The organism is Knoellia sp. LjRoot47, from assembly GCF_964253435.1.
Classification (GTDB): domain Bacteria; phylum Actinomycetota; class Actinomycetes; order Actinomycetales; family Dermatophilaceae; genus Knoellia.
The window spans coordinates 123473-141722 of the sequence record NZ_CAXUQS020000002.1; the positions used below are offsets into that span (position 1 = coordinate 123473).

Genomic DNA, 18250 nt, shown 5'->3' on the forward strand with positions numbered 1-18250 from the left:
CGACCCGTACCGCAGGGCGCGTGAGCGCCCGAAAGCCTGAACCGCGAAGGCCCTCGGGAACGATCCCGGGGGTCTCGTGGTTTGCTCATGACATGGAGTCCACCAACCACACGTATGCCGTCACCAAGTCCGACGAGGAGTGGCGCTCCGAGCTCAGCCCGGAGGAGTACGCCGTCCTGCGCCAGGCCGGGACCGAACGCCCCTACACGGGCGAGTACACCGACGCCAAGACCGAGGGCGTCTACTCGTGCCGGGCCTGCGGCGCGGAGCTCTTCACGTCGGAGACCAAGTTCGACAGCCACTGCGGCTGGCCGTCCTTCTACTCGCCGCTCGCCGGCGACTCGGTCCAGTTCCTCGAGGACGCCTCCCTGCCCGGCCGTCCGCGCACCGAGGTCCGCTGCGCCACCTGCGGCAGCCACCTCGGCCACGTCTTCGAGGGCGAGGGCTACGACACCCCGACCGACCAGCGGTTCTGCATGAACAGCATCGCCCTCACCCTGCGCCCGACCGACGGCGCCGGCGACAACGCCTGACCCACCCGTCGTCGCGGCCAGCGGCGCACAAAACCACGAGGGGCGCACCCATGGGTGCGCCCCTCGTCACGTTCTGCGCCGGTCGTGCCGGTGCGACGCCCACCCGGCCGCCCCCAAAGGCGCCGCCGGCCCGGGCTCAGCGCTGGCGGGCGATGAGGTCGGCGACGGCGACGCGCGGGCCCGTGAAGAACGGGACCTCCTCGCGCACGTGCAGCCGGGCCCGCGAGGGCCGCAGGTCGCGCATGAGGTCGACGATGCGGTGCAGGTCGTCGGCCTCAAACGCGAGGATCCACTCGTAGTCGCCGAGCGCGAACGACGAGATCGTGTTGGCCCGCACGTCGGGGTAGTCGCGCGCCATCTGGCCGTGCTCGCGCAGCATGTCGCGGCGCTCGGCGTCCTCGAGGAGGTACCACTCGTAGGACCGCACGAACGGGTAGACGCAGATGTAGTCGCGCGGCTCCTCACCGGCGAGGAACGCCGGCACGTGGCTCTTGTTGAACTCCGCCGGACGGTGCAGCGCCGCGTTGGACCACACCGACGACAGGTGCCCGCCGAACTCGGTGCGCAGCAACCGGTGGTAGGCGTCCTGGAGGTCCTCGATCCGCTCGGCGTGCCACCACACCATGAGGTCGGCGTCGCCGCGCAGGCCCGCGACGTCGTAGAACCCGCGCACGACGACGTCGCGCGACTCGAGCTCCGCCACGAGCTCCTCGACCTCGGCAGCCATCGCGGCCCGGTCGCCGTCGCCGAGCCGCTCGGTCACCTCGAACACCGACCACATCGTGTAGCGGATCGACTCGTTGATCTCGCGCATCCGCGCGGGGCTGGGCTTGCTCGGGGCGGGACGACCGGTCGGGGTGCTCATGGCCTCATTCTCGCGCCCGCCCCGCCAGCCCATCGAGGTGGGTGGTGGTCGCCTCGGCCGCGAGCCGCGCGGACGCGATGACAGCCGGGATGCCGACGCCGTCGTAGGCCGCCCCGGCCACGGCGATCCCCGGTACCTCGGCCACTGCAGCGCGCACGCGGGCCACCCGGTCGACGTGGCCGACGGTGTACTGCGGCAGCCCGCCGCCCCACCGCTGCACCTGGCTGTCGACGACGGTGAGAGGAGGGGCGCCGACGGCCTCGGCGATCTCGAGCGCCGCGAGCGCGACGAGGTCGGAGTCGTCCCGCTGGAGCGTCGCGTTCTCGCCCGCTCGCCCCACGGACGCCCGCACGTATGCCGTCCCGTCCCCTTCCGCGGCCAGCCACCCCCACTTGGCCGAGCTGAAGGTGCTGGCCTTGATGCCCCGGCCGTCGACGGGTGGCACGAGGAAGCCGGAGCCCGGCCACGAGGAGACCTGGGCCGCCGGGACCGCCAGGGTGATGACGGCGACCGACGCCATCTCGATCTCGCCGAGCGGTGCCGCGGCCGCCGGGGCGACCCCTCCGAGCAGTCGGGATGCCGCGGGCGGCGGAACGGCCACGACCACGGCGTCGGCCTCGACGAGGCGAGGCCGGGTCGTCGGGCCGGTGAGGACGGACCACCCCTGGGCCGTGCGCTCGACACCTCGCGCGATGACCCCCGACTCGATGACTCCCCCGCGCGCCACGACGTCGGCGGCGAGCAGCTCCGGCAGCCGCCCGACGCCTCCGCGCAACCCGACGAACGGCGGCCGCGACCTGCCCACCTGCGGGTCGACCGCCGGCTCGGCGAGCAGCGAACCACCGCTCGCGGCCGTCGCCCACACGGCGGGCATCGTCGCGCGCAGGGACAGCTCACGGGACCGGCCGGCATACACACCCCCGAGCAGGGGCTCGACGAGACGGTCGACGACGGCGTCACCGAGCCGCGCCGCGACGTAGTCGCCGACCGAGACGTCGTCGCCCACCTCGGGCGCCTCGGACTCCGCCCGCATCCGGTCGGCCTCCTCGTCGGTGAGCAGACCCGACACGTCGGAGCCGGCGAAGGGGATGCCGATCCTGGTGCGCGGCAACGGATGAAGCGCACCCCGCGACCACACGCGGGCCGATGTGGTCGTGGGGCTCACGACGTCGGACAGGTCGGCGAGCTCCCCCAGCAGGTCGACCGCCTCGGGTCGTACGGCCAGCATCGCCTCGGCACCGACGTCGACGAGGTGACCGGCGATCGACTCGCGGCGCAGCTTGCCCCCCACTCGGTCCGACGCGTCGAGGACGACGACCCGGGTCGTGGGGCGGGCGACGAGCAGGTCACGCGCGGCGGTGAGCCCGGCGAGACCTCCCCCGATGACGACGACGGTGCGGACCGTGGGGTCGATGCTGCTCTCTGGGGTCACCTCGCCACTCTCTCACCGGCCGTCACCACATCGTGACCCGAGTGTGCGGAACCGGTGACCGCCCGGGAGGAGTCTCACCCTCGACAGGCACACCGCCGTGCCGGGGCAGCCCGGAGGAATGGAGAGACACCATGAGCACCCACCTTCCTCGCCGGCGACGTCGTCGGGCCCACCGCGTCGTCGGCGCGGCGCTCGCCGGGCTGCTCACCCTGGGCGCACTGGGCGCCTGCAGCGGTGGCGGCGACGACTCGGCGAGCACCAGCGCGGGTGGCGACTCCGGCACCAGCGCGCAGCAGGACTCGGCAGGCAAGTCCGCCGACGGCGACACGGGCGGTCGTGCAGTCGACGCCGTGTCCCCCGAGTCCGCGCGTGCCAGCGCCGGGCAGAAGCTCGTTCGCCGCGCCAACCTGCAGCTCAAGGTGGGCTCGCTTCCGGGTGCGGCACAACGGATCCGCTCGATCGCCGCCCAGCAGAGCGGTGTCGTGGTGAGCGAGGAGCTCTACTCCGGCGAGCGCGGCGACACCTCCGGCTCGATCACGATCAGCGTGCCGTCCAGCTCGCTCGAGTCGACCATCTCGCTCATCGAGAAGGTCGGTGACGTCCAGTTCCGCAACAGCTCGAGCGAGGACGTCACCGGAACCTACGTCGACACCCAGGCACGCGTGACGTCGATGACCGCCAGCGTCGCCCGGATCCGTGACCTGCTCGCCAAGGCCTCGACGGTCAACGACCTCGTCGCCCTCGAGAGCGAGCTCTCCCAGCGCCAGGCCGAGCTCGACTCGCTCACGGCCCAGCTCGACAGCCTCAAGGACTCGGTGACGATGTCGCCGATCTCGATCACGCTCTCGACCGACGACTACGAACCGGTCGCCGCGGGCGGGTTCCTGTCGGGCCTGCGGTCCGGGTGGAAGGCGTTCGTCACGTCGGCCGCGGTCCTCGCGACCGTCGTGGGCGCGGTCCTGCCGTTCGCGGTCGCCATCGGGCTCGTCCTCGTCCCGGTGCTCTGGTGGGTGCGTCGTCGCCGGCTCGGGGCCGCGCCGCTCGCCGCCACGGCCGGACCTGCCGGACCCATCGGACCGTTCGGCCCGGCGGGACCCTCGGGACCGGTGCCCCCGGGGTCAGCGGGCTGAGTGCTCGTGCACGACCTCGACGATCCTCGTGAGGACGTCGGGGTCGGCGTGCGGCGGGACGCCGTGGCCGAGGTTGAAGATGTGGCCGGGGGCGACGCGGCCCTCGTCGACGATGGCGCGCACCCGGGCCTCGAGGACCTCCCAGGGCGCACCGAGCAGAGCCGGGTCGAGGTTGCCCTGCACGGCATACGAGTCACCGAGGCGTGCGACGGCATCGGTGAGCGAGACGCGGTAGTCCACGCCCACGACGTCCGCGCCGGCCTCGCCCATGAGGTCGAGCAGCTCGCCGGTCCCGACGCCGAAGTGGATGCGCGGCACGCCGAGGTCGGCCACCGCGGCGAGCGCTGCGGTCGAGTGCCTCTGCACGTATGCCGTGTAGTCGGCCCGCGGGAGCGCGCCCACCCACGAGTCGAAGAGCTGGATGGCGCTGGCGCCGGCCTCGACCTGCGCCCGGAGGAAGGCGCCGGAGATCTGGGCGAGTCGCTCGCAGAGGTCGTTCCAGAGCTGCGGGTCGCCGTGCATGAGCGCCTTGGTCCGCTCGTGCGTCTTGGACGGTCCACCCTCGACGAGGTAGGAGGCGAGGGTGAAGGGCGCCCCGGCGAAGCCGATGAGGGGGGTGCTGCCGAGCTCGGCGACGAGGCGCTGCACCGACTCGGTGATGTCCGGGATCATGTCCGGCGTGAGGTCGGGCAGCCGGTCGAGGTCGGCACGGGTCCGGAACGGCTCGGCGACCACCGGTCCGGTGCCGGGGACGATGCTGAGGTCGACCCCCACGGCGGCGACCGGGACGACGATGTCGCTGAAGAAGATCGCGGCGTCGACCTTGTGGCGGCGCACCGGCTGGAGCGTGATCTCGGTGACGAGGTCGGGCGTGCGGCACGCGTCGAGCATGTCCGTGCCCTCGCGCAGCTCGCGGTACTCGGGCAGCGACCGACCGGCCTGGCGCATGAACCACACGGGGGTGTGCGGGACCGGCTGGCGGGTGGCGGCAAGGACGAGCGGGCTGTCGGCGATCACGGCGCGATCCTCTCATCCGCGCACCGGCCCCCCGAACCCCGCTGATTGCCCCACGGTGAGGCGCCTCGCTGCGCTCCTCGCCTCACCGTGGGGCAATCAGTCGTCAGAGGGAGATGACGGCGGCGCCGGCGAGGGCACAGAGGACCCCGACCTGCTGGATCGCGCGCAGCCGCTCCCGCAGCACGAGCCGGGCGAGCAGGATCGTGGCGACGGGGTAGAGCGAGCCGAGCACCGCGGCGATGCTCACCTGCCCGCGCGAGGACGCGGTGGCGTAGAGCGCGTTGGCGAGCAGGTCGGCCGAGCCGATGAGGGCGAGCTGCGGGAGGTCCGCCCGGCGGGTGCCACCGACCGAGCGCGGCACCAGCGCCACGACGACGAACATCGTCACCGACGTGGCGCGCATCCCCCAGAGCGCCATGAGCAGGGACTCGCGCGCGGCCCGGTCGAGCGAGAACAGGGCCGTGCCGAAGGAGACCGCCGCGATGCCGGCCAGCAGGACCGGACGCGGTGACACCGCACCGGAGAGCTCGGGCCCGGACGCGAGGACGATGCCGATGACGGCGACGAGGATGCCGACCCACACCCACGACGACGGGGTCTCCCCCGTGGCCACGCCCAGCACCACGGGGACGACGACACCCATCGAGGCCACCGGCGCGACGACACCCATGGTCCCGCTCGCGAGCGCGGTGTAGAACGCGACGAGCCCCGTGGCGCCCGCGAGCCCCGCGAGCATCGCCCAGGCGAGCCACGCGCCGAACTCCGGCGGGTGCCCGAGAGCGAGCCGGACGAGCAGGACGCACGACAGGAGGACCAGCGCCAGCCCCTGCGTCACTCCCACGACGGCGATGGCCGGGAGGCGTTTGGCCACGAGCCCGCCGAAGAAGTCCGAGGTCCCCCAGACCGCCGACGACGCGAGCGCGAGGAGGGAGAGCACGCTGGCAGCCTAGGGCGACCGGCGTGCCCTGCCCCGCGAAGCCCGCCTCCCGGCATACCCTCATGGGGTGGCAACACGCTCCCTTCCCGGCCGCGAGTCCCCGGAGTTCACCGCGGCGCTCGAGGCCCTGAGGCACGTCCGGTTGCGTCCCGAGGTCCGGATCACCGAGGTGCCCGCCCCCCAGCGCATCGCGCCGTATGCCGTCGCCCTCACCGCCGACGTGCTCGGCTCCGCCGGCGACGACGAGGAGCTCGCGTCGGGTCGGTTCGTCCTCCTGCACGACCCGTCGGCGCCCGAGCCGTGGGGTGGCGAGTGGCGCGCGGTGACGTTCGCCCGTGCCGAGCTCGAGCCCGAGCTCGCCGCCGACCCCCTCCTCGGCGAGGTGGGCTGGACCTGGCTCGTCGACGCCCTCGCGGGCCGCGGCGTCGAGGCGACGGCCGAGGCCGGCACCGTGACGCGGGTCGTGAGCCAGAGCTTCGCCGGGCTGTCCGACCGCCCGGCCAGCGTCGAGATGGAGGTCCGCGCGTCGTGGACGCCGATCGGCCCCGACGCCGGCACCCACCTGCTGGCCTGGTCCGACCTCCTGTGCACCATCGCGGGCCTCCCCCCGCTGCCCGAGGGTGTCGTGGCCCTCCCCGGGCCGCGGCGCTGATGGGCTCCGACAGCACCGGCCCCGACGCCACGGTCGCGACGCGCGCCGACGACGCGCCCGCCGACGACTCGGCCCCTGACATGAGCACCGACGCCGACGCACCCGAAGCCGCGCCCGACGCCCCGCAGACCCCGCCGCCCATCCCGCTCGACGAGCCGGCCGAGGGCGTGCCCCACGTCGTCGAGACCGAGCGCGGCCTGAGCGAGGCGGCCGCCGCCATCGCCGCCGGCGAGGGGCCCGTCGCCGTCGACGCCGAGCGGGCGTCGGGCTACCGCTACGGGCAGCGCGCCTACCTCGTCCAGGTGCGGCGCGAGGGTTCAGGCACCTGGCTCATCGACCCCATCGCCTGCCCCGACCTCAGCCCGCTCGACGACGCGATCGGACGTGCGGAGTGGATCCTGCACGCCGCGACGCAGGACCTCGCCTGCCTCGCCGAGGTGGGCCTGCGCCCGCGCCAGCTCTTCGACACCGAGCTCGCCGCCCGCCTGCTCGGCCTCCCCCGCGTCGGGCTCGCCGCCGTGGTCGAGCACTACCTCGGGCTCGCCCTGGCCAAGGAGCACTCTGCCGTCGACTGGTCGACCCGTCCGCTGCCCGAGCCGTGGCTGCGCTACGCCGCTCTCGACGTCGAGGTCCTCACCGAGCTGCGCAACCTCATGGGTGTCGACCTCGCCCGACAGGACAAGTCCGAGTGGGCCCGTCAGGAGTTCGAGTCACTCCTGTCGTGGAAGCCGACCGAGAAGGTCGACCCGTGGCGGCGCACCAGCGGCATGAACACCATCCGCAGCCGCCGCGGCATCGCCGTCGTGCGCGAGCTCTGGTTCACCCGCGACGACATCGCCCAGGACCGCGACACCTCGCCCGGCCGGGTGCTGCCGGACGCTGGGCTCATCTCGATCGCCGCCGCCGCGCCGACCTCGGTGTCGGACCTGCCGAGCGGTCACCGCGCCATCAACCGCTACGGCCGCCAGTGGGTCGCGGCGGTCAAACGCGCGGAGGCCCTCGACGAGGCCGATCTCCCGCAGCGGACCCTGCGCTCCGACGGCCCGCCGCCCGCGCGCTCGTGGGCCGACAAGGACCCGGTGGCCGCGGCGCGGCTGACGGACGCCCGAGCCGAGCTCACGGCATACGCCGAGCAGCACGAGATCCCCGTCGAGAACGTCTGCTCGCCCGACCCCCTGCGCCGTGTCCTCTGGCGACCGCCGGCCACGCCGGACGCCGACGGCTTCACCGAGGCCCTGCTCGGGCTCGGCGTGCGCCAGTGGCAGGCCGACATCGTCGCGCCGATGCTGGCCCGGGCCGTCGAGGCCCACCCCGACGCCGACTGACGGCCCCTTGCGTCTGCGGAAGTGGTGGCTCTAGCAACCGAAGTCGCAGACGCAACGTATGCCGTCCGGCTGCGTCTGCGGAAGTGGCGGCTCTAGCAACCGAAGTCGCAGACGCAAGCGGGTCGGTGGGTGAGGTGACGGCTCTCACGGCCGACCGGCATACCCGACTAAGCGGGCGCTTAGTAGCCTGAGCGGAGCATCACCCATCTCCGACCAGAGAGGCCCCAAAGTGCCCCGCACCCTGAGTGAGGTCGTCTTCGTCGACGGCGTGCGCACCCCGTTCGGCAAGGCCGGCGAGAAGGGCATGTATGCCCAGACCCGCGCCGACGACCTCGTCATCCGCTGCATCCGCGAGCTGCTCAAGCGCAACCCCCAGCTCCCCAAGGACCGGGTCGAGGAGGTCGCCATCGCCGCGACCACCCAGACTGGCGACCAGGGCCTCACGCTCGGTCGCCTCGCCGCCCTGCTCTCGGGCCTGCCCAACACGACCCCGGGCTACTCCGTCGACCGCATGTGCGCCGGCGCGATGACCGCCGTGACCAACGTCGCGAGCTCGATCGGCTTCGGCGCCTACGACATCGCCATCGCCGGCGGCGTCGAGCACATGGGCCGCCACCCCATGGGCGAGGGCATCGACCCCAACCCACGCCTGCTCGCCGAGAAGCTCGTCGACCAGTCCGCGCTCTCGATGGGCAACACCGCCGAGAACCTCCACGACCGGTTCCCGCAGCTCACCAAGGAGCGTTCCGACGCGTATGCCGTGGGCAGCCAGACCAAGCTCGCGAAGGCCTACGAGGCCGGCAAGATCCAACCCGACCTCGTGCCGATGGCGACCCGCCACTCCGAGCGCGGCGCTGGTCTCGCCACGAAGGACGAGCCGCCGCGCCCCGGCACGACCGTCGAGGAGCTCGCCGGGCTCAAGACGCCGTTCCGCCCGCACGGCTCCGTGACCGCCGGCAACGCCGCAGGTCTCAACGACGGAGCGACCGCGTGCATCCTCGCCTCGGAGACCGCCGCCGAGGAGCTCGGCCTGCCGGTGAAGATGCGGCTCGTGTCGTTCGGCTTCGTCGGCGTCGAGCCCGAGGTCATGGGCATCGGACCGGTCCCGGCGACCGAGAAGGCCCTCGCCAAGGCCGGGCTCACCATCGAGGACATCGGGCTGTTCGAGCTCAACGAGGCGTTCGCCGTGCAGGTGCTCGCCTTCCTCGACCACTTCGGCATCGCCGACGACGACCCGCGCGTCAACGAGTACGGCGGCGCCATCGCCACCGGCCACCCGCTCGCCTCCTCCGGCGTACGCCTCATGACCCAGCTCGCCCGCCAGTTCGAGGAGCACCCGGAGGTCCGCTACGGCCTCACCGCGATGTGCATCGGCATCGGCATGGGCGGCTCCGTCATCTGGGAGAACCCGCACCACGCCGACTACGGGAAGGACGCCTGACATGGCCGACACCACCACCCTCGACGCTCCGGCGGCCGTCGATCGCGCACCGCGGGGCGAGGTCGTCACCCGCGCCCTCGTCCACGACGTCGCTCTCCCCGGCGACGGGGGCACCCTCGCCCTCGTCACCCTCGACAACGGCTTCGACCACACCAAGCCCAACACGTTCGGCCCCGAGGGCATCGCCGGCCTCCACGCCGCCGTCGACACCCTCCGCCAGCGCGCCGAGGCCGGCGAGATCCAGGCCGTCGGGATCACCGGCAAGCCGTTCATCTTCGCCGTCGGCGCCGACCTCTCCGGTGTGCCGACGGTGAGCAGCCGCGACCAGGCGCTCGAGATCGCCCGGGCCGGCCACGCCGCGTTCGCCGCGATCATGGACCTGCCCGTGCCGACCTTCGCGTTCGTCAACGGCGCCGCGATGGGCGGAGGCGTCGAGGTGGCACTGTCGTGCGACTACCGGACGATCAGCGCCGGAGTCCCGGCGATCGCCCTGCCCGAGACCTTCCTCGGCCTCGTGCCGGGGTGGGGTGGCTGCTACCTGCTGCCCAACCTCGTCGGCCCCGCCAACGCGCTCAAGGTCATCATCGAGAACCCGATGAACACCAATCGCATGCTCAGCGGACCCGCCGCCGCCAAGCTCGGGCTCGGTGACGTCCTGCTCGAGCCCGCCGACTTCCTCGAGGAGTCGATCGCGTGGGCCGCCCGCGTCATCTCCGGCGACATCACCGTCGACCGCCCCGAGGTCAGCCGTGATGAGGCCGAGTGGGCCGCCGCCCTCAAGGCCGCCAAGGGCCTCGTGCTCGCCAAGACGGCCGGCCGCTCCCCCGGTCCGCTGCGTGCCCTCGCGCTCGTCGAGGCCGCCCGCACCTCCACCCGTGACGAGGCCTTCGCCGCCGAGGACGAGGCACTGGCCGACCTGCTCCTCTCCGACGAGCTGCGCGCCGGGCTCTACTCGTTCGACCTCGTGCAGAAGCGGGCCAAGCGCCCCGCCGGCGCACCCGACAAGGCGCTCGCCCGCAAGGTCACCAAGGTGGGCGTCGTCGGCGCCGGCCTCATGGCCAGCCAGCTCGCCCTGCTCTTCGCCCGCAACCTCAAGGTGCCGGTCGTCATGACCGACCTCGACCAGGAGCGCGTCGACAAGGGCGTCGCCTGGGTCCATGGCGAGATCGCGACGTCCCTCGAGGCCGGCAAGATCGGGCGCGACCGCGCCAACCACCTCACCGGGCTCGTCACCGGCTCGACGAGCAAGGACGGCTTCGCCGACGCCGACCTCGTCATCGAGGCGGTCTTCGAGGAGATGTCGGTCAAGAAGCAGGTGTGGGCCGAGGTGGAGGCCGTCGTCTCTCCCGAGTGCGTCCTCGCCTCCAACACGAGCTCGCTCTCGATCACCAAGATGGCCGCGGACCTCCAGCACCCCGAGCGCGTCGTCGGGCTGCACTTCTTCAACCCGGTCGCCGTCATGCCGCTGCTCGAGATCATCCCCGGTGAGCGGACCGACGACGCGGCCCTCGCCACGGCGTTCGCCACCGGCAAGGGCCTGAAGAAGACGACGATCCTCGTCAAGGACTCGGCGTCGTTCATCGTCAACCGCCTCCTCGGCCGCTTCATGGGCGAGTTCAGCCGGATCGTCGACGAGGGCACGCCCGTCCCTGTCGCCGAGAAGGCGGTGGCCGGTCTCGCGCCGATGCCGCCGTTCGTCCTGCTCGGCCTCGTCGGCCCGGCCATCGCGCTGCACAACAGCGAGACCCTCCACCGGGCGTTCGGCGACCGGTTCCACGTCTCGCCGAACCTCCAGAAGATCGTCGAGATGAAGAAGCCCGGCTACTACCAGATGGTCGACGGCCGCCCCGTCGTCGACCCCGAGGTCGAGGCCGCCCAGGTCGCCCCCGAGAACCCTGTCGAGCTCGACGCCGCCCAGGTCCGTGAGCGTGTGCTGTCGGTGCTCGCCGAGGAGGTCGGCCTCATGCTCCAGGAGGGCGTCGCGCAGGCCCCCATGGACATCGACCTGGCGCTCATCACCGGCGCCGGCTTCCAGTTCTGGAACGGCGGGCTCACCCCGCTGCTGGACCGCGAGGGCATCTCCGAGAAGGTCGTGGGACGGCGCTTCCTGCCCGCTGGGGCGGCCAGCGTCCCGGCCTGACGACGGGAGGTGGGCGGACGGCATACCTGACCTGCAGGTATGCCGTCCGCTCCGCCTTTGCCCGACCACGCTGGCTTGCGTTATCTCACATATGACATACGCTGGAATGCATGACTGAGTCCAGCTACCTCACTCGAATCGGGACCCTCATCCGGGACGCCCGGCGCCACCAGGGCCTGACCCAGCACGAGCTCGCCGACAAGCTCGGCACCAGCCAGAGCGCGGTCGCCCGCATCGAGCAGGGCCGCCAGAACCTCAGCCTCGAGATGCTCGCCCGTGTCGGCGAGACGTTGGGCAGCGAGTTCGTCTCCCTCGGCCACAGCGGCCCCCAGCACCTGCGGATCGTCGGCGGCACCAAGCTGTCCGGCTCCATCCCCGTCAAGACCAGCAAGAACGCCGCCGTCGGCCTCCTCTGCGCCGCCCTGCTCAACAAGGGCCGCACCACGCTGCGCAATCTCGCGCGCATCGAGGAGGTCAACCGGATCATCGAGGTGCTCACCTCGATGGGCGTCAAGGTCCGCTGGCTCGAGGGCACGAGCGACCTCGAGATCATCCCGCCGGCGACCCTCGACCTCGCGTCGATCGACGTGGCCGCGGCCCGTCGTACCCGCACCGTGATCATGTTCCTCGGTCCGCTGCTCCACCAGTTCGACACGTTCTCGCTGCCCTACGCCGGTGGCTGCGACCTCGGCACCCGCACGGTCGAGCCGCACCTCATGACCCTGCAGTCGTTCGGTCTCGACGTCGCGGCCACGCACGGCTTCTACGAGGCCAAGGTCGACAAGAACACGCGCCCCGAGAAGGCCATCGTCCTCACCGAGCGTGGCGACACCGTGACCGAGAACGTCCTCTTCGCCGCGGCCCTGCACCCGGGCACCACGGTCATCCGCAACGCCTCCTCGAACTACATGGTCCAGGACGTCTGCTTCTTCCTCGAGAAGCTCGGTGTGACGATCGAGGGCATCGGCACGACAACCCTCAAGGTCACCGGCTGCGAGAGCATCGACGTCGACGTCGACTACTCCCCCAGCGAGGACCCGATCGAGGCCATGAGCCTCATCGCCGCAGCCGTCGTCACCGAGTCCTCGATCACCATCGAGCGCGCGCCGATCGAGTTCCTCGAGATCGAGCTCGCGACCCTGGACGGGATGGGTCTGCAGTACGAGATCTCGGACGAGTACCTCGCCAAGAACGGCCACACCCGGCTGGCGGACCTCACGATCCTGCCCAGCCAGCTCACCGCGCCGATCGACAAGATCGCGCCGATGCCCTTCCCGGGCCTCAACATCGACAACCTGCCGTTCTTCGCGCTCATCGCCGCGTGCGCCGAGGGCACGACGATGATCCACGACTGGGTCTACGAGAACCGCGCGATCTACCTCACCGAGCTCACCAAGGTCGGCGCCCAGGTCCAGCTGCTCGACCCGCACCGCGTCATGATCACCGGCCGCACCGCCAAGTGGCGTCCGGCCGAGGTCATGTGCCCGCCGGCGCTGCGTCCCGGCGTCGTCGTGCTCCTCGCGATGCTCGCCGCCAACGGCACCTCGGTGCTGCGCAACGTCTACGTCATCAACCGCGGCTACGAGGACCTCGCCGAGCGCCTCAACGCCCTCGGCGCGACCATCGAGATCTTCCGCGACATCTGACGCGGCGGTGACCGACTCCACCGAGATCGACTTCGGCGACCTGCGCCGCTGGCCCGACGTCGAGGCCAGCAACCTCCAGGCGTGGGACGCGACCGACCGGCTCGTCCTCGACGAGGCCGGACCGCTGCCCGACGGGACTGACGACGTCGTGGTCATCGGCGACACCCACGGGGCGCTGACGCTGGGAGCACTCGAGCGTGGCGCCTCGCGGGTGCGCGTGCACCAGGACGGCGTCCTCGGTGAACGGGCGCTGGTCGCGAATGCCCAGCGTCGTGGTCTCGGCCACGACGGATCCCGTATGCCGTTCGCCCACCACCGCCTCGACGTGTCACTCGTCGAGGGGGCGCGGGTCGTCCTGCTCCAGCTCCCGCGATCGCTCGACGAGCTCGACGAGATCGCCCAGCTGGTCGCGGCGCACGCCGGCCCGGACGTCCGGGTCGTCGCCGGCGGGCGCGTCAAGCACATGTCGCGCACCATGAACGACGTTCTCTCGCAGTCGTTCCAGCACGTGCAGGCGAGCCTGGCCCGACAGAAGTCCCGCGTGCTGCACGCGTCCGCTCCCCGCGCGGACGTGTCGTCGTCGTGGCCGCGACGAGAGCGCCACGACGACGCGCGACTCACCGTGGTCGCGCACGGCGGCGTCTTCGCCGGGACGTCGATCGACATCGGCACCCGGCTGCTCCTCGAGCAGATCCCCGCGATGCGCCCGGCCGAGCGCGCCATCGACCTCGCCTGCGGCAGCGGTGTCGTGGCGTCCGCACTGGCGCTGGCCCGCCCGGACCTCCACGTCCTCGCCACGGACCAATCCGCGGCCGCGACGGCATCGACGCGCGAGACCGCGGCCGCCAACGGCGTGAGCGACCGCGTCGAGGCGATCCGCGCCGACGGGCTCGAGACGGTGGAGTCGGCCTCGGCCCAGCTCATCGTGCTCAACCCGCCGTTCCACATCGGCGCCGCCGTCCACACCGGCCTTGCCGAGCGGCTGTTCGCCGACGCCGCCCGAGCCCTCGAGCCGCGCGGTGAGCTCTGGTGCGTGTGGAACTCGTCGCTGCGCTACCGCCCGATCCTCGACCGGATCGTCGGCTCGACGAAGCAGGTCCACCGCACGAGCAAGTTCACCGTGACGTCGAGCCGCCGCCGCGCCTGACCACGCTCAGTGGGCGGTCCAGCCGCCGTCCATCGTGAACGAACTGCCCGTGATCGAGTCCGATGACGGGCCGCAGAGGAACGCGGCGAGGTCGGCGACCTCGACCGGCTCGATGAGCCGCTTGACGGCGACCGGCGTGAGCATGACCTTCTCGAGCACGTCGGACTCCGGTATGCCGTGTGCCGCGGCCTGGTCCGCCACCTGCTTCTCGACGAGCGGGGTGCGCACATAGGCCGGGTTGATGCAGTTGCTCGTGACGCCCCTGTCGCCGGACTCGAGGGCCACGACCTTGCTCAGCCCCTCGAGGCCGTGCTTGGCGGCGACATAGGCCGCCTTGTAGGCACTCGCGCGCAGCCCGTGCACGGACGAGACGTTGACGACGCGACCCCAGCCCCCGGCATACATGTGAGGGAGGCAGGCACGCACGAGTCGGAACGGTGAGAGCAGCATGATCCGGTGGATCCGCTCGAACTCCTCGACCGGGAACTCGTGCACGGGTGCGACGTGCTGGATGCCGGCGTTGTTGACGAGGACGTCGACGTCGGTGGGCAGCTGCTCGTGAGCGCCGAGGTCGGAGAGGTCGACCACCCACGGGATGACGCGGTCGCTGCCGACGCGCGCGACCAGCTCGTCGAGCGCTCCCCTATCGATGTCGACGGCATGGACCTTCGCTCCACATGAGGCGAACCGCTCGACGACGGCGGCGCCGATGCCGCTGCCGGCCCCCGTGACGAGGGCGGTGCGCCCGTCAAGCATCGCGACGACCGGAGGACGTGCGGCTAGCCCGGGCGCGGGCGATGAGGTCCGCGCCGGTGCCCCAGATGCCCTTGCGGAAGAGCAGGACGATGAGCACGAAGATCGTGCCGGTGATGATGCCGATGCCGTTGAAGCCCGAGGATGCGAGCTGGTCCTCGAGGAGGACGACGACGGCGGCGCCGAGCGGGCCACCCCACAGGGTGCCGATGCCGCCGAGGACGGTGATGAGCACGACCTTGCCGGAGGTCTGCCAGATGAGCTCCTGGAGCGAGGCGAAGCCGTGGCTCACCGAGAAGACGCCACCGGCGAGGCCGGCGATGCCCGCGGAGATGACGAACACCATGATCTTGTAGCGCTCGACGTCGTAGCCGAGGGCACGGGCACGTGCCGGGTTGTCGCGGATGGCGAGCAGCACGCGGCCGAAGGGCGACGACACCGTGCGCCAGGCCGCGAACGCGCCGAGGAGGATGAGCGGCAGCGCGGCGTAGTAGAAGTAGAACGGGTCGGTCTCGACGAGCTCGATCCCGAAGAACGACTTGGGGATTCCCTGCAGGCCGTTCTCGCCGCCGGTGAGGTCACGAGCCTGGTTGGCAAGGAAGAAGAGCATCTGCGCGAAGGCCAGCGTGACCATCGCGAAGTAGATGCCGGTCCGCCGCACCGCGAGGTAGCCGGTCGGCACGGCAAGGACCATCGCGACGAGCGCGCCACCGAGGACGGCGACCGGGAACGGCAGGCCGCTACGGATCGCGATGAGACCGGTGACGTAGGCCGACGTACCCCAGAAGGCGGCGTGCCCGAAGCTCAGCAGGCCGGTGAAGCCGAGGAGCAGGTCGACCGAGATGGCGAACAGGCCCCACGCGAGGATGTCCATCGCGACCGGCGGGTAGATGTACCAGGGCAGGGCGAGCACGACGAGCAGTGCCAGGACGAGCAGCCCGGCCCGCAGAAACGGGTTGAGCTTGCGGTCGGGTGCTGCCGACGCCGCGGTCTCGACCCGCGTGGTGTCGGTGAGCTGGGCGCTCATGAGGCCTCCTCGCGGCCGAAGAGTCCCGCCGGGCGGACGAGGACGACCGCTGCCATGAGGACGAAGATGAGGACCTGCGCGAAGGACGGTGCGTAGGCCTGGCCGTACGCCTCGACGAGCCCGACGAGGAACCCGGCGACGACTGCGCCGAGGATCGAGCCGAGCCCGCCGATGACGACGACGGCGAACAGGATGATGATGAAGTTGCTGCCCATGTCGGCGGTGATGGCGCGGAACGGAGCCGCGAGGACTCCCGCCACACCGGCCAGGGCGATGCCGAAGCCGAACACCGGCGTGACCCAGCGCCCCACGTTGATGCCGAGGGCGCGGGTGCGCTCGGCGTCCTCGGTGGAGGCGCGGACGATCATGCCGATCCGTGTCTTCGTGAGCAGCAGCCACACGGCGACGCAGAGCACCACCGAGAAGAACGCCGCGAACAGCTGGTAGCTCGACAGGCTCAACCCGCCCACGTTGATCCGCCCCTCCAGTCCGGCCGGCAGCTGGTACGGCAGCCCGGAGACGCCGTAACGGCGCTTGACCAGGTCGACGATGAGCAGCGTGAGGCCGAACGTCAGGAGGAAGTTGTAGAGCGGGTCGAGCCCGAGGAGCCACCGCACGAGCAGCCGCTCGACGAGGATCCCGAAGAGGAACAGCAGGATGGGCACGATGACGAGCGCACCCCAGAACGGCACGTCGGCGACGTCGAGGAGGACGGCCGAGCCGACGGCCCCGAGCATGTACATGGCGCCGTGGCTGAAGTTGACCACCCCCATGACGCCGAAGATGACGGCCAGCCCCAGGGCGGCGAGGGCGTAGAACCCGCCCGTCGCCAGACCCTGCAGCGTGTACTGGATGAATGCGCTCATCGCCTACCTCTGATGACCTCTAGGAGTTCCGGTGGAGTCGGGTGCTCACATCGAGCAGCCGGACTCCGCCTCCGGCTTGAAGGCCTCGGCCGCGGGGATGGTGGCGACGATCTTCTCGTAGTCCCACTCCTCCTTGACCTCGGACTGCGGCTTGACCTCGGCGAGGTAGACGTCGTGGATGACGCGGTGGTCGCCCTTGCGGACCTCGCCGTTGCGCAGGAAGACGTCGTCGATCTTCTTGCCCTCGAGCTTGGCGACGACGTCGTCACCGGTGTCGGAGCCGGCCTCCTGGACGGCCTCGAGGTAGTTGAAGGCCGCGGAGTAGTTCGCGGCGTGTGCGAACGACGGGCGGGTCTTCGTCTTCTCCTGGAACTTGTCGGCCCAGGCGCGGTTCTTCTCGTCGAAGTTCCAGTACCAGGCGTCGGTGAACGTCACGCCCTTGAACTGGTCGGCGCCGAGGCTGTGGATGTCGGTGATGAACATCAGGCCCACGGCGAGCTTGATCTGGTCGCTGATGCCGGCCTGGTTGTACTGCTTGACGAAGTTGATGAGGTCACCACCGGCGTGCATGGTGCCGATGACGTTCGGGTTCCCCGTCGCGGCCTTGGTGATGTAGGTGGCGAAGTTGTCGTTGGGGAACGGCGTCGGGATCTTCTGGCCGACGGTGCCGCCTGCCTTGGTGACCTGGCCGTCGAAGGACTTGGTCATGTCCTGGCCGAACGCGTAGTCGGGGTAGACGACGTTCCAGTTCTTGCCACCGTTCTTGGTGAGCGTGGCGCCGGTGCCGTGGGCGAGCATGTAGGTGTCGTAGGCCCAGTGGAACGTGTACTTGTTGCACTGCGCGCCGGTGAGCGCGGTCGTGCCGGCACCGATGTTGATGTAGACCTTCTTCTTCGTCTTGGCCTGCGTCGCGACGGCGAGGGCCGCGGACGAGGTCGGGACGTCGAGGATGATGTCAGCCTTCTGGCGGTCGTACAGCTCCTGCGCCTTGGTGTTGGCGATGTCGGGCTTGTTCTGGTGGTCGGCGGTGACGACCTCGATGTTCTTGGAGACCGCGTCGTCCTTGTGCTTGGCCTTCCAGTCCTCGACGGCCATCTTCACGGCCTCGACCGAGTTGGGGCCGGACAGGTCCTTGTAGACACCTGACTGGTCGTTGAGCACGGCGAGGACGATCTTGTCGTCGCTGATCTTGCCGCCGCCGGAGGACGGGCCGCCGCCGGCGCTGCCGCAGGCGGAGAGCAGGAGACCGGAGCCGGCCACCATGGCCGCGAGGGTGGTCATTCTGGTGTGTCGCATGTTCCCCTCCTGGGGTGTGTATGCCGTGCCCGGCGGTCTGTGT

The 18250-nt window shown here is 71.3% G+C and carries 16 protein-coding genes; 8 read left to right on the forward strand and 8 right to left on the reverse strand.

Annotation, left to right across the window (positions count from 1 at the left end; genetic code table 11):
- The first annotated feature begins 92 nt into the window (after window positions 1-92).
- Entirely contained in the window at window positions 93-533 is a 441-nt protein-coding gene (gene msrB / locus ACSQ11_RS15320; RefSeq protein ID WP_436007060.1) for a peptide-methionine (R)-S-oxide reductase MsrB, read from the forward strand.
- A gap of 136 nt (window positions 534-669) precedes the next feature.
- Here msrB and hemQ read toward each other — a convergent pair whose 3' ends face one another.
- Window positions 670-1398, reverse strand: coding sequence for a hydrogen peroxide-dependent heme synthase (gene hemQ, locus ACSQ11_RS15325; protein ID WP_436007062.1), 729 nt, complete (start codon window positions 1396-1398; stop codon window positions 670-672).
- Between the two features lie 4 nt (window positions 1399-1402).
- On the reverse strand, window positions 1403-2830 hold the full coding sequence (gene hemG / locus ACSQ11_RS15330) for a protoporphyrinogen oxidase (RefSeq protein WP_436007064.1): 1428 nt from the start codon (window positions 2828-2830) through the stop codon (window positions 1403-1405).
- Window positions 2831-2961: 131 nt separating this feature from the next.
- Here hemG and ACSQ11_RS15335 point away from each other — a divergent pair, with 131 nt between their 5' ends.
- Window positions 2962-3960, forward strand: a complete 999-nt coding sequence (locus ACSQ11_RS15335) for a DUF4349 domain-containing protein (protein ID WP_436007066.1) — start codon at window positions 2962-2964, stop codon at window positions 3958-3960.
- On the opposite strand, the gene hemE is transcribed toward ACSQ11_RS15335, so the two are convergent.
- The gene (gene hemE, locus ACSQ11_RS15340) at window positions 3949-4977 is read right to left on the reverse strand and encodes a uroporphyrinogen decarboxylase (protein ID WP_436007068.1); all 1029 of its coding nucleotides are present in this window, start codon (window positions 4975-4977) and stop codon (window positions 3949-3951) included. The genes ACSQ11_RS15335 and hemE overlap by 12 nt on opposite strands.
- Window positions 4978-5080: 103 nt before the next feature.
- Window positions 5081-5914, reverse strand: coding sequence for an EamA family transporter (locus ACSQ11_RS15345; protein WP_436007070.1), 834 nt, complete (start codon window positions 5912-5914; stop codon window positions 5081-5083).
- 67 nt (window positions 5915-5981) lie between these two features.
- On the opposite strand from ACSQ11_RS15345, the gene ACSQ11_RS15350 reads away from it, so the two are divergent.
- From ACSQ11_RS15350 to ACSQ11_RS15375, 6 genes are all read left to right on the forward strand, one after another.
- Window positions 5982-6566, forward strand: coding sequence for a DUF3000 domain-containing protein (locus ACSQ11_RS15350; protein WP_147066004.1), 585 nt, complete (start codon window positions 5982-5984; stop codon window positions 6564-6566).
- Window positions 6566-7891 (forward strand): HRDC domain-containing protein, encoded by a 1326-nt coding sequence (locus ACSQ11_RS15355; protein ID WP_436007073.1) that lies wholly within the window; start codon window positions 6566-6568, stop codon window positions 7889-7891. Before ACSQ11_RS15350 ends, ACSQ11_RS15355 begins: the two co-directional genes overlap by 1 nt.
- A 229-nt stretch (window positions 7892-8120) precedes the next feature.
- A complete protein-coding gene (locus ACSQ11_RS15360) occupies window positions 8121-9332 on the forward strand; it encodes a thiolase family protein (RefSeq protein ID WP_436007075.1) in 1212 nt (403 codons plus the stop codon).
- A 1-nt stretch (window position 9333) separates the two neighbouring features.
- The gene (locus ACSQ11_RS15365; protein WP_436007077.1) at window positions 9334-11472 is read left to right on the forward strand and encodes a 3-hydroxyacyl-CoA dehydrogenase NAD-binding domain-containing protein; all 2139 of its coding nucleotides are present in this window, start codon (window positions 9334-9336) and stop codon (window positions 11470-11472) included.
- A gap of 110 nt (window positions 11473-11582) precedes the next feature.
- Complete coding sequence (locus ACSQ11_RS15370) at window positions 11583-13118, forward strand: helix-turn-helix domain-containing protein (protein ID WP_436007078.1); 1536 nt, start codon at window positions 11583-11585, stop codon at window positions 13116-13118.
- 7 nt (window positions 13119-13125) lie between these two features.
- Window positions 13126-14265 (forward strand): class I SAM-dependent methyltransferase, encoded by a 1140-nt coding sequence (locus ACSQ11_RS15375; RefSeq protein WP_436007080.1) that lies wholly within the window; start codon window positions 13126-13128, stop codon window positions 14263-14265.
- A gap of 6 nt (window positions 14266-14271) precedes the next feature.
- Here ACSQ11_RS15375 and ACSQ11_RS15380 read toward each other — a convergent pair whose 3' ends face one another.
- The 4 genes from ACSQ11_RS15380 to ACSQ11_RS15395 are packed head-to-tail and all read right to left on the reverse strand — an operon-like array spanning window position 14272 to window position 18207.
- Window positions 14272-15021, reverse strand: a complete 750-nt coding sequence (locus tag ACSQ11_RS15380; RefSeq protein ID WP_436007082.1) for a 3-hydroxybutyrate dehydrogenase — start codon at window positions 15019-15021, stop codon at window positions 14272-14274.
- Window positions 15014-16045, reverse strand: coding sequence for a branched-chain amino acid ABC transporter permease (locus ACSQ11_RS15385; RefSeq protein WP_436007084.1), 1032 nt, complete (start codon window positions 16043-16045; stop codon window positions 15014-15016). The genes ACSQ11_RS15380 and ACSQ11_RS15385 overlap by 8 nt, the downstream gene beginning before the upstream one ends.
- Window positions 16042-16911: a branched-chain amino acid ABC transporter permease gene (locus ACSQ11_RS15390; protein ID WP_436007086.1), complete on the reverse strand. Its 870-nt coding sequence runs from the start codon at window positions 16909-16911 to the stop codon at window positions 16042-16044. Before ACSQ11_RS15390 ends, ACSQ11_RS15385 begins: the two co-directional genes overlap by 4 nt.
- Before the next feature lie 45 nt (window positions 16912-16956).
- Entirely contained in the window at window positions 16957-18207 is a 1251-nt protein-coding gene (locus tag ACSQ11_RS15395) for an ABC transporter substrate-binding protein (RefSeq protein ID WP_436007088.1), read from the reverse strand.
- Window positions 18208-18250: the final 43 nt, after the last annotated feature.

Coding starts and splice junctions, on each gene's coding strand:
- ACSQ11_RS15355 (WP_436007073.1), top strand. CDS start 6,566: ATGGGCTCCGACAGCACCGGCCCCGACGCCACGGTCGCGACGCGCGCC.
- ACSQ11_RS15395 (WP_436007088.1), bottom strand. CDS start 18,207: ATGCGACACACCAGAATGACCACCCTCGCGGCCATGGTGGCCGGCTCC.
- hemQ (WP_436007062.1), bottom strand. CDS start 1,398: ATGAGCACCCCGACCGGTCGTCCCGCCCCGAGCAAGCCCAGCCCCGCG.
- ACSQ11_RS15365 (WP_436007077.1), top strand. CDS start 9,334: ATGGCCGACACCACCACCCTCGACGCTCCGGCGGCCGTCGATCGCGCA.
- ACSQ11_RS15335 (WP_436007066.1), top strand. CDS start 2,962: ATGAGCACCCACCTTCCTCGCCGGCGACGTCGTCGGGCCCACCGCGTC.
- ACSQ11_RS15385 (WP_436007084.1), bottom strand. CDS start 16,045: ATGAGCGCCCAGCTCACCGACACCACGCGGGTCGAGACCGCGGCGTCG.
- ACSQ11_RS15370 (WP_436007078.1), top strand. CDS start 11,583: ATGACTGAGTCCAGCTACCTCACTCGAATCGGGACCCTCATCCGGGAC.
- ACSQ11_RS15380 (WP_436007082.1), bottom strand. CDS start 15,021: ATGCTTGACGGGCGCACCGCCCTCGTCACGGGGGCCGGCAGCGGCATC.
- msrB (WP_436007060.1), top strand. CDS start 93: ATGGAGTCCACCAACCACACGTATGCCGTCACCAAGTCCGACGAGGAG.
- ACSQ11_RS15390 (WP_436007086.1), bottom strand. CDS start 16,911: ATGAGCGCATTCATCCAGTACACGCTGCAGGGTCTGGCGACGGGCGGG.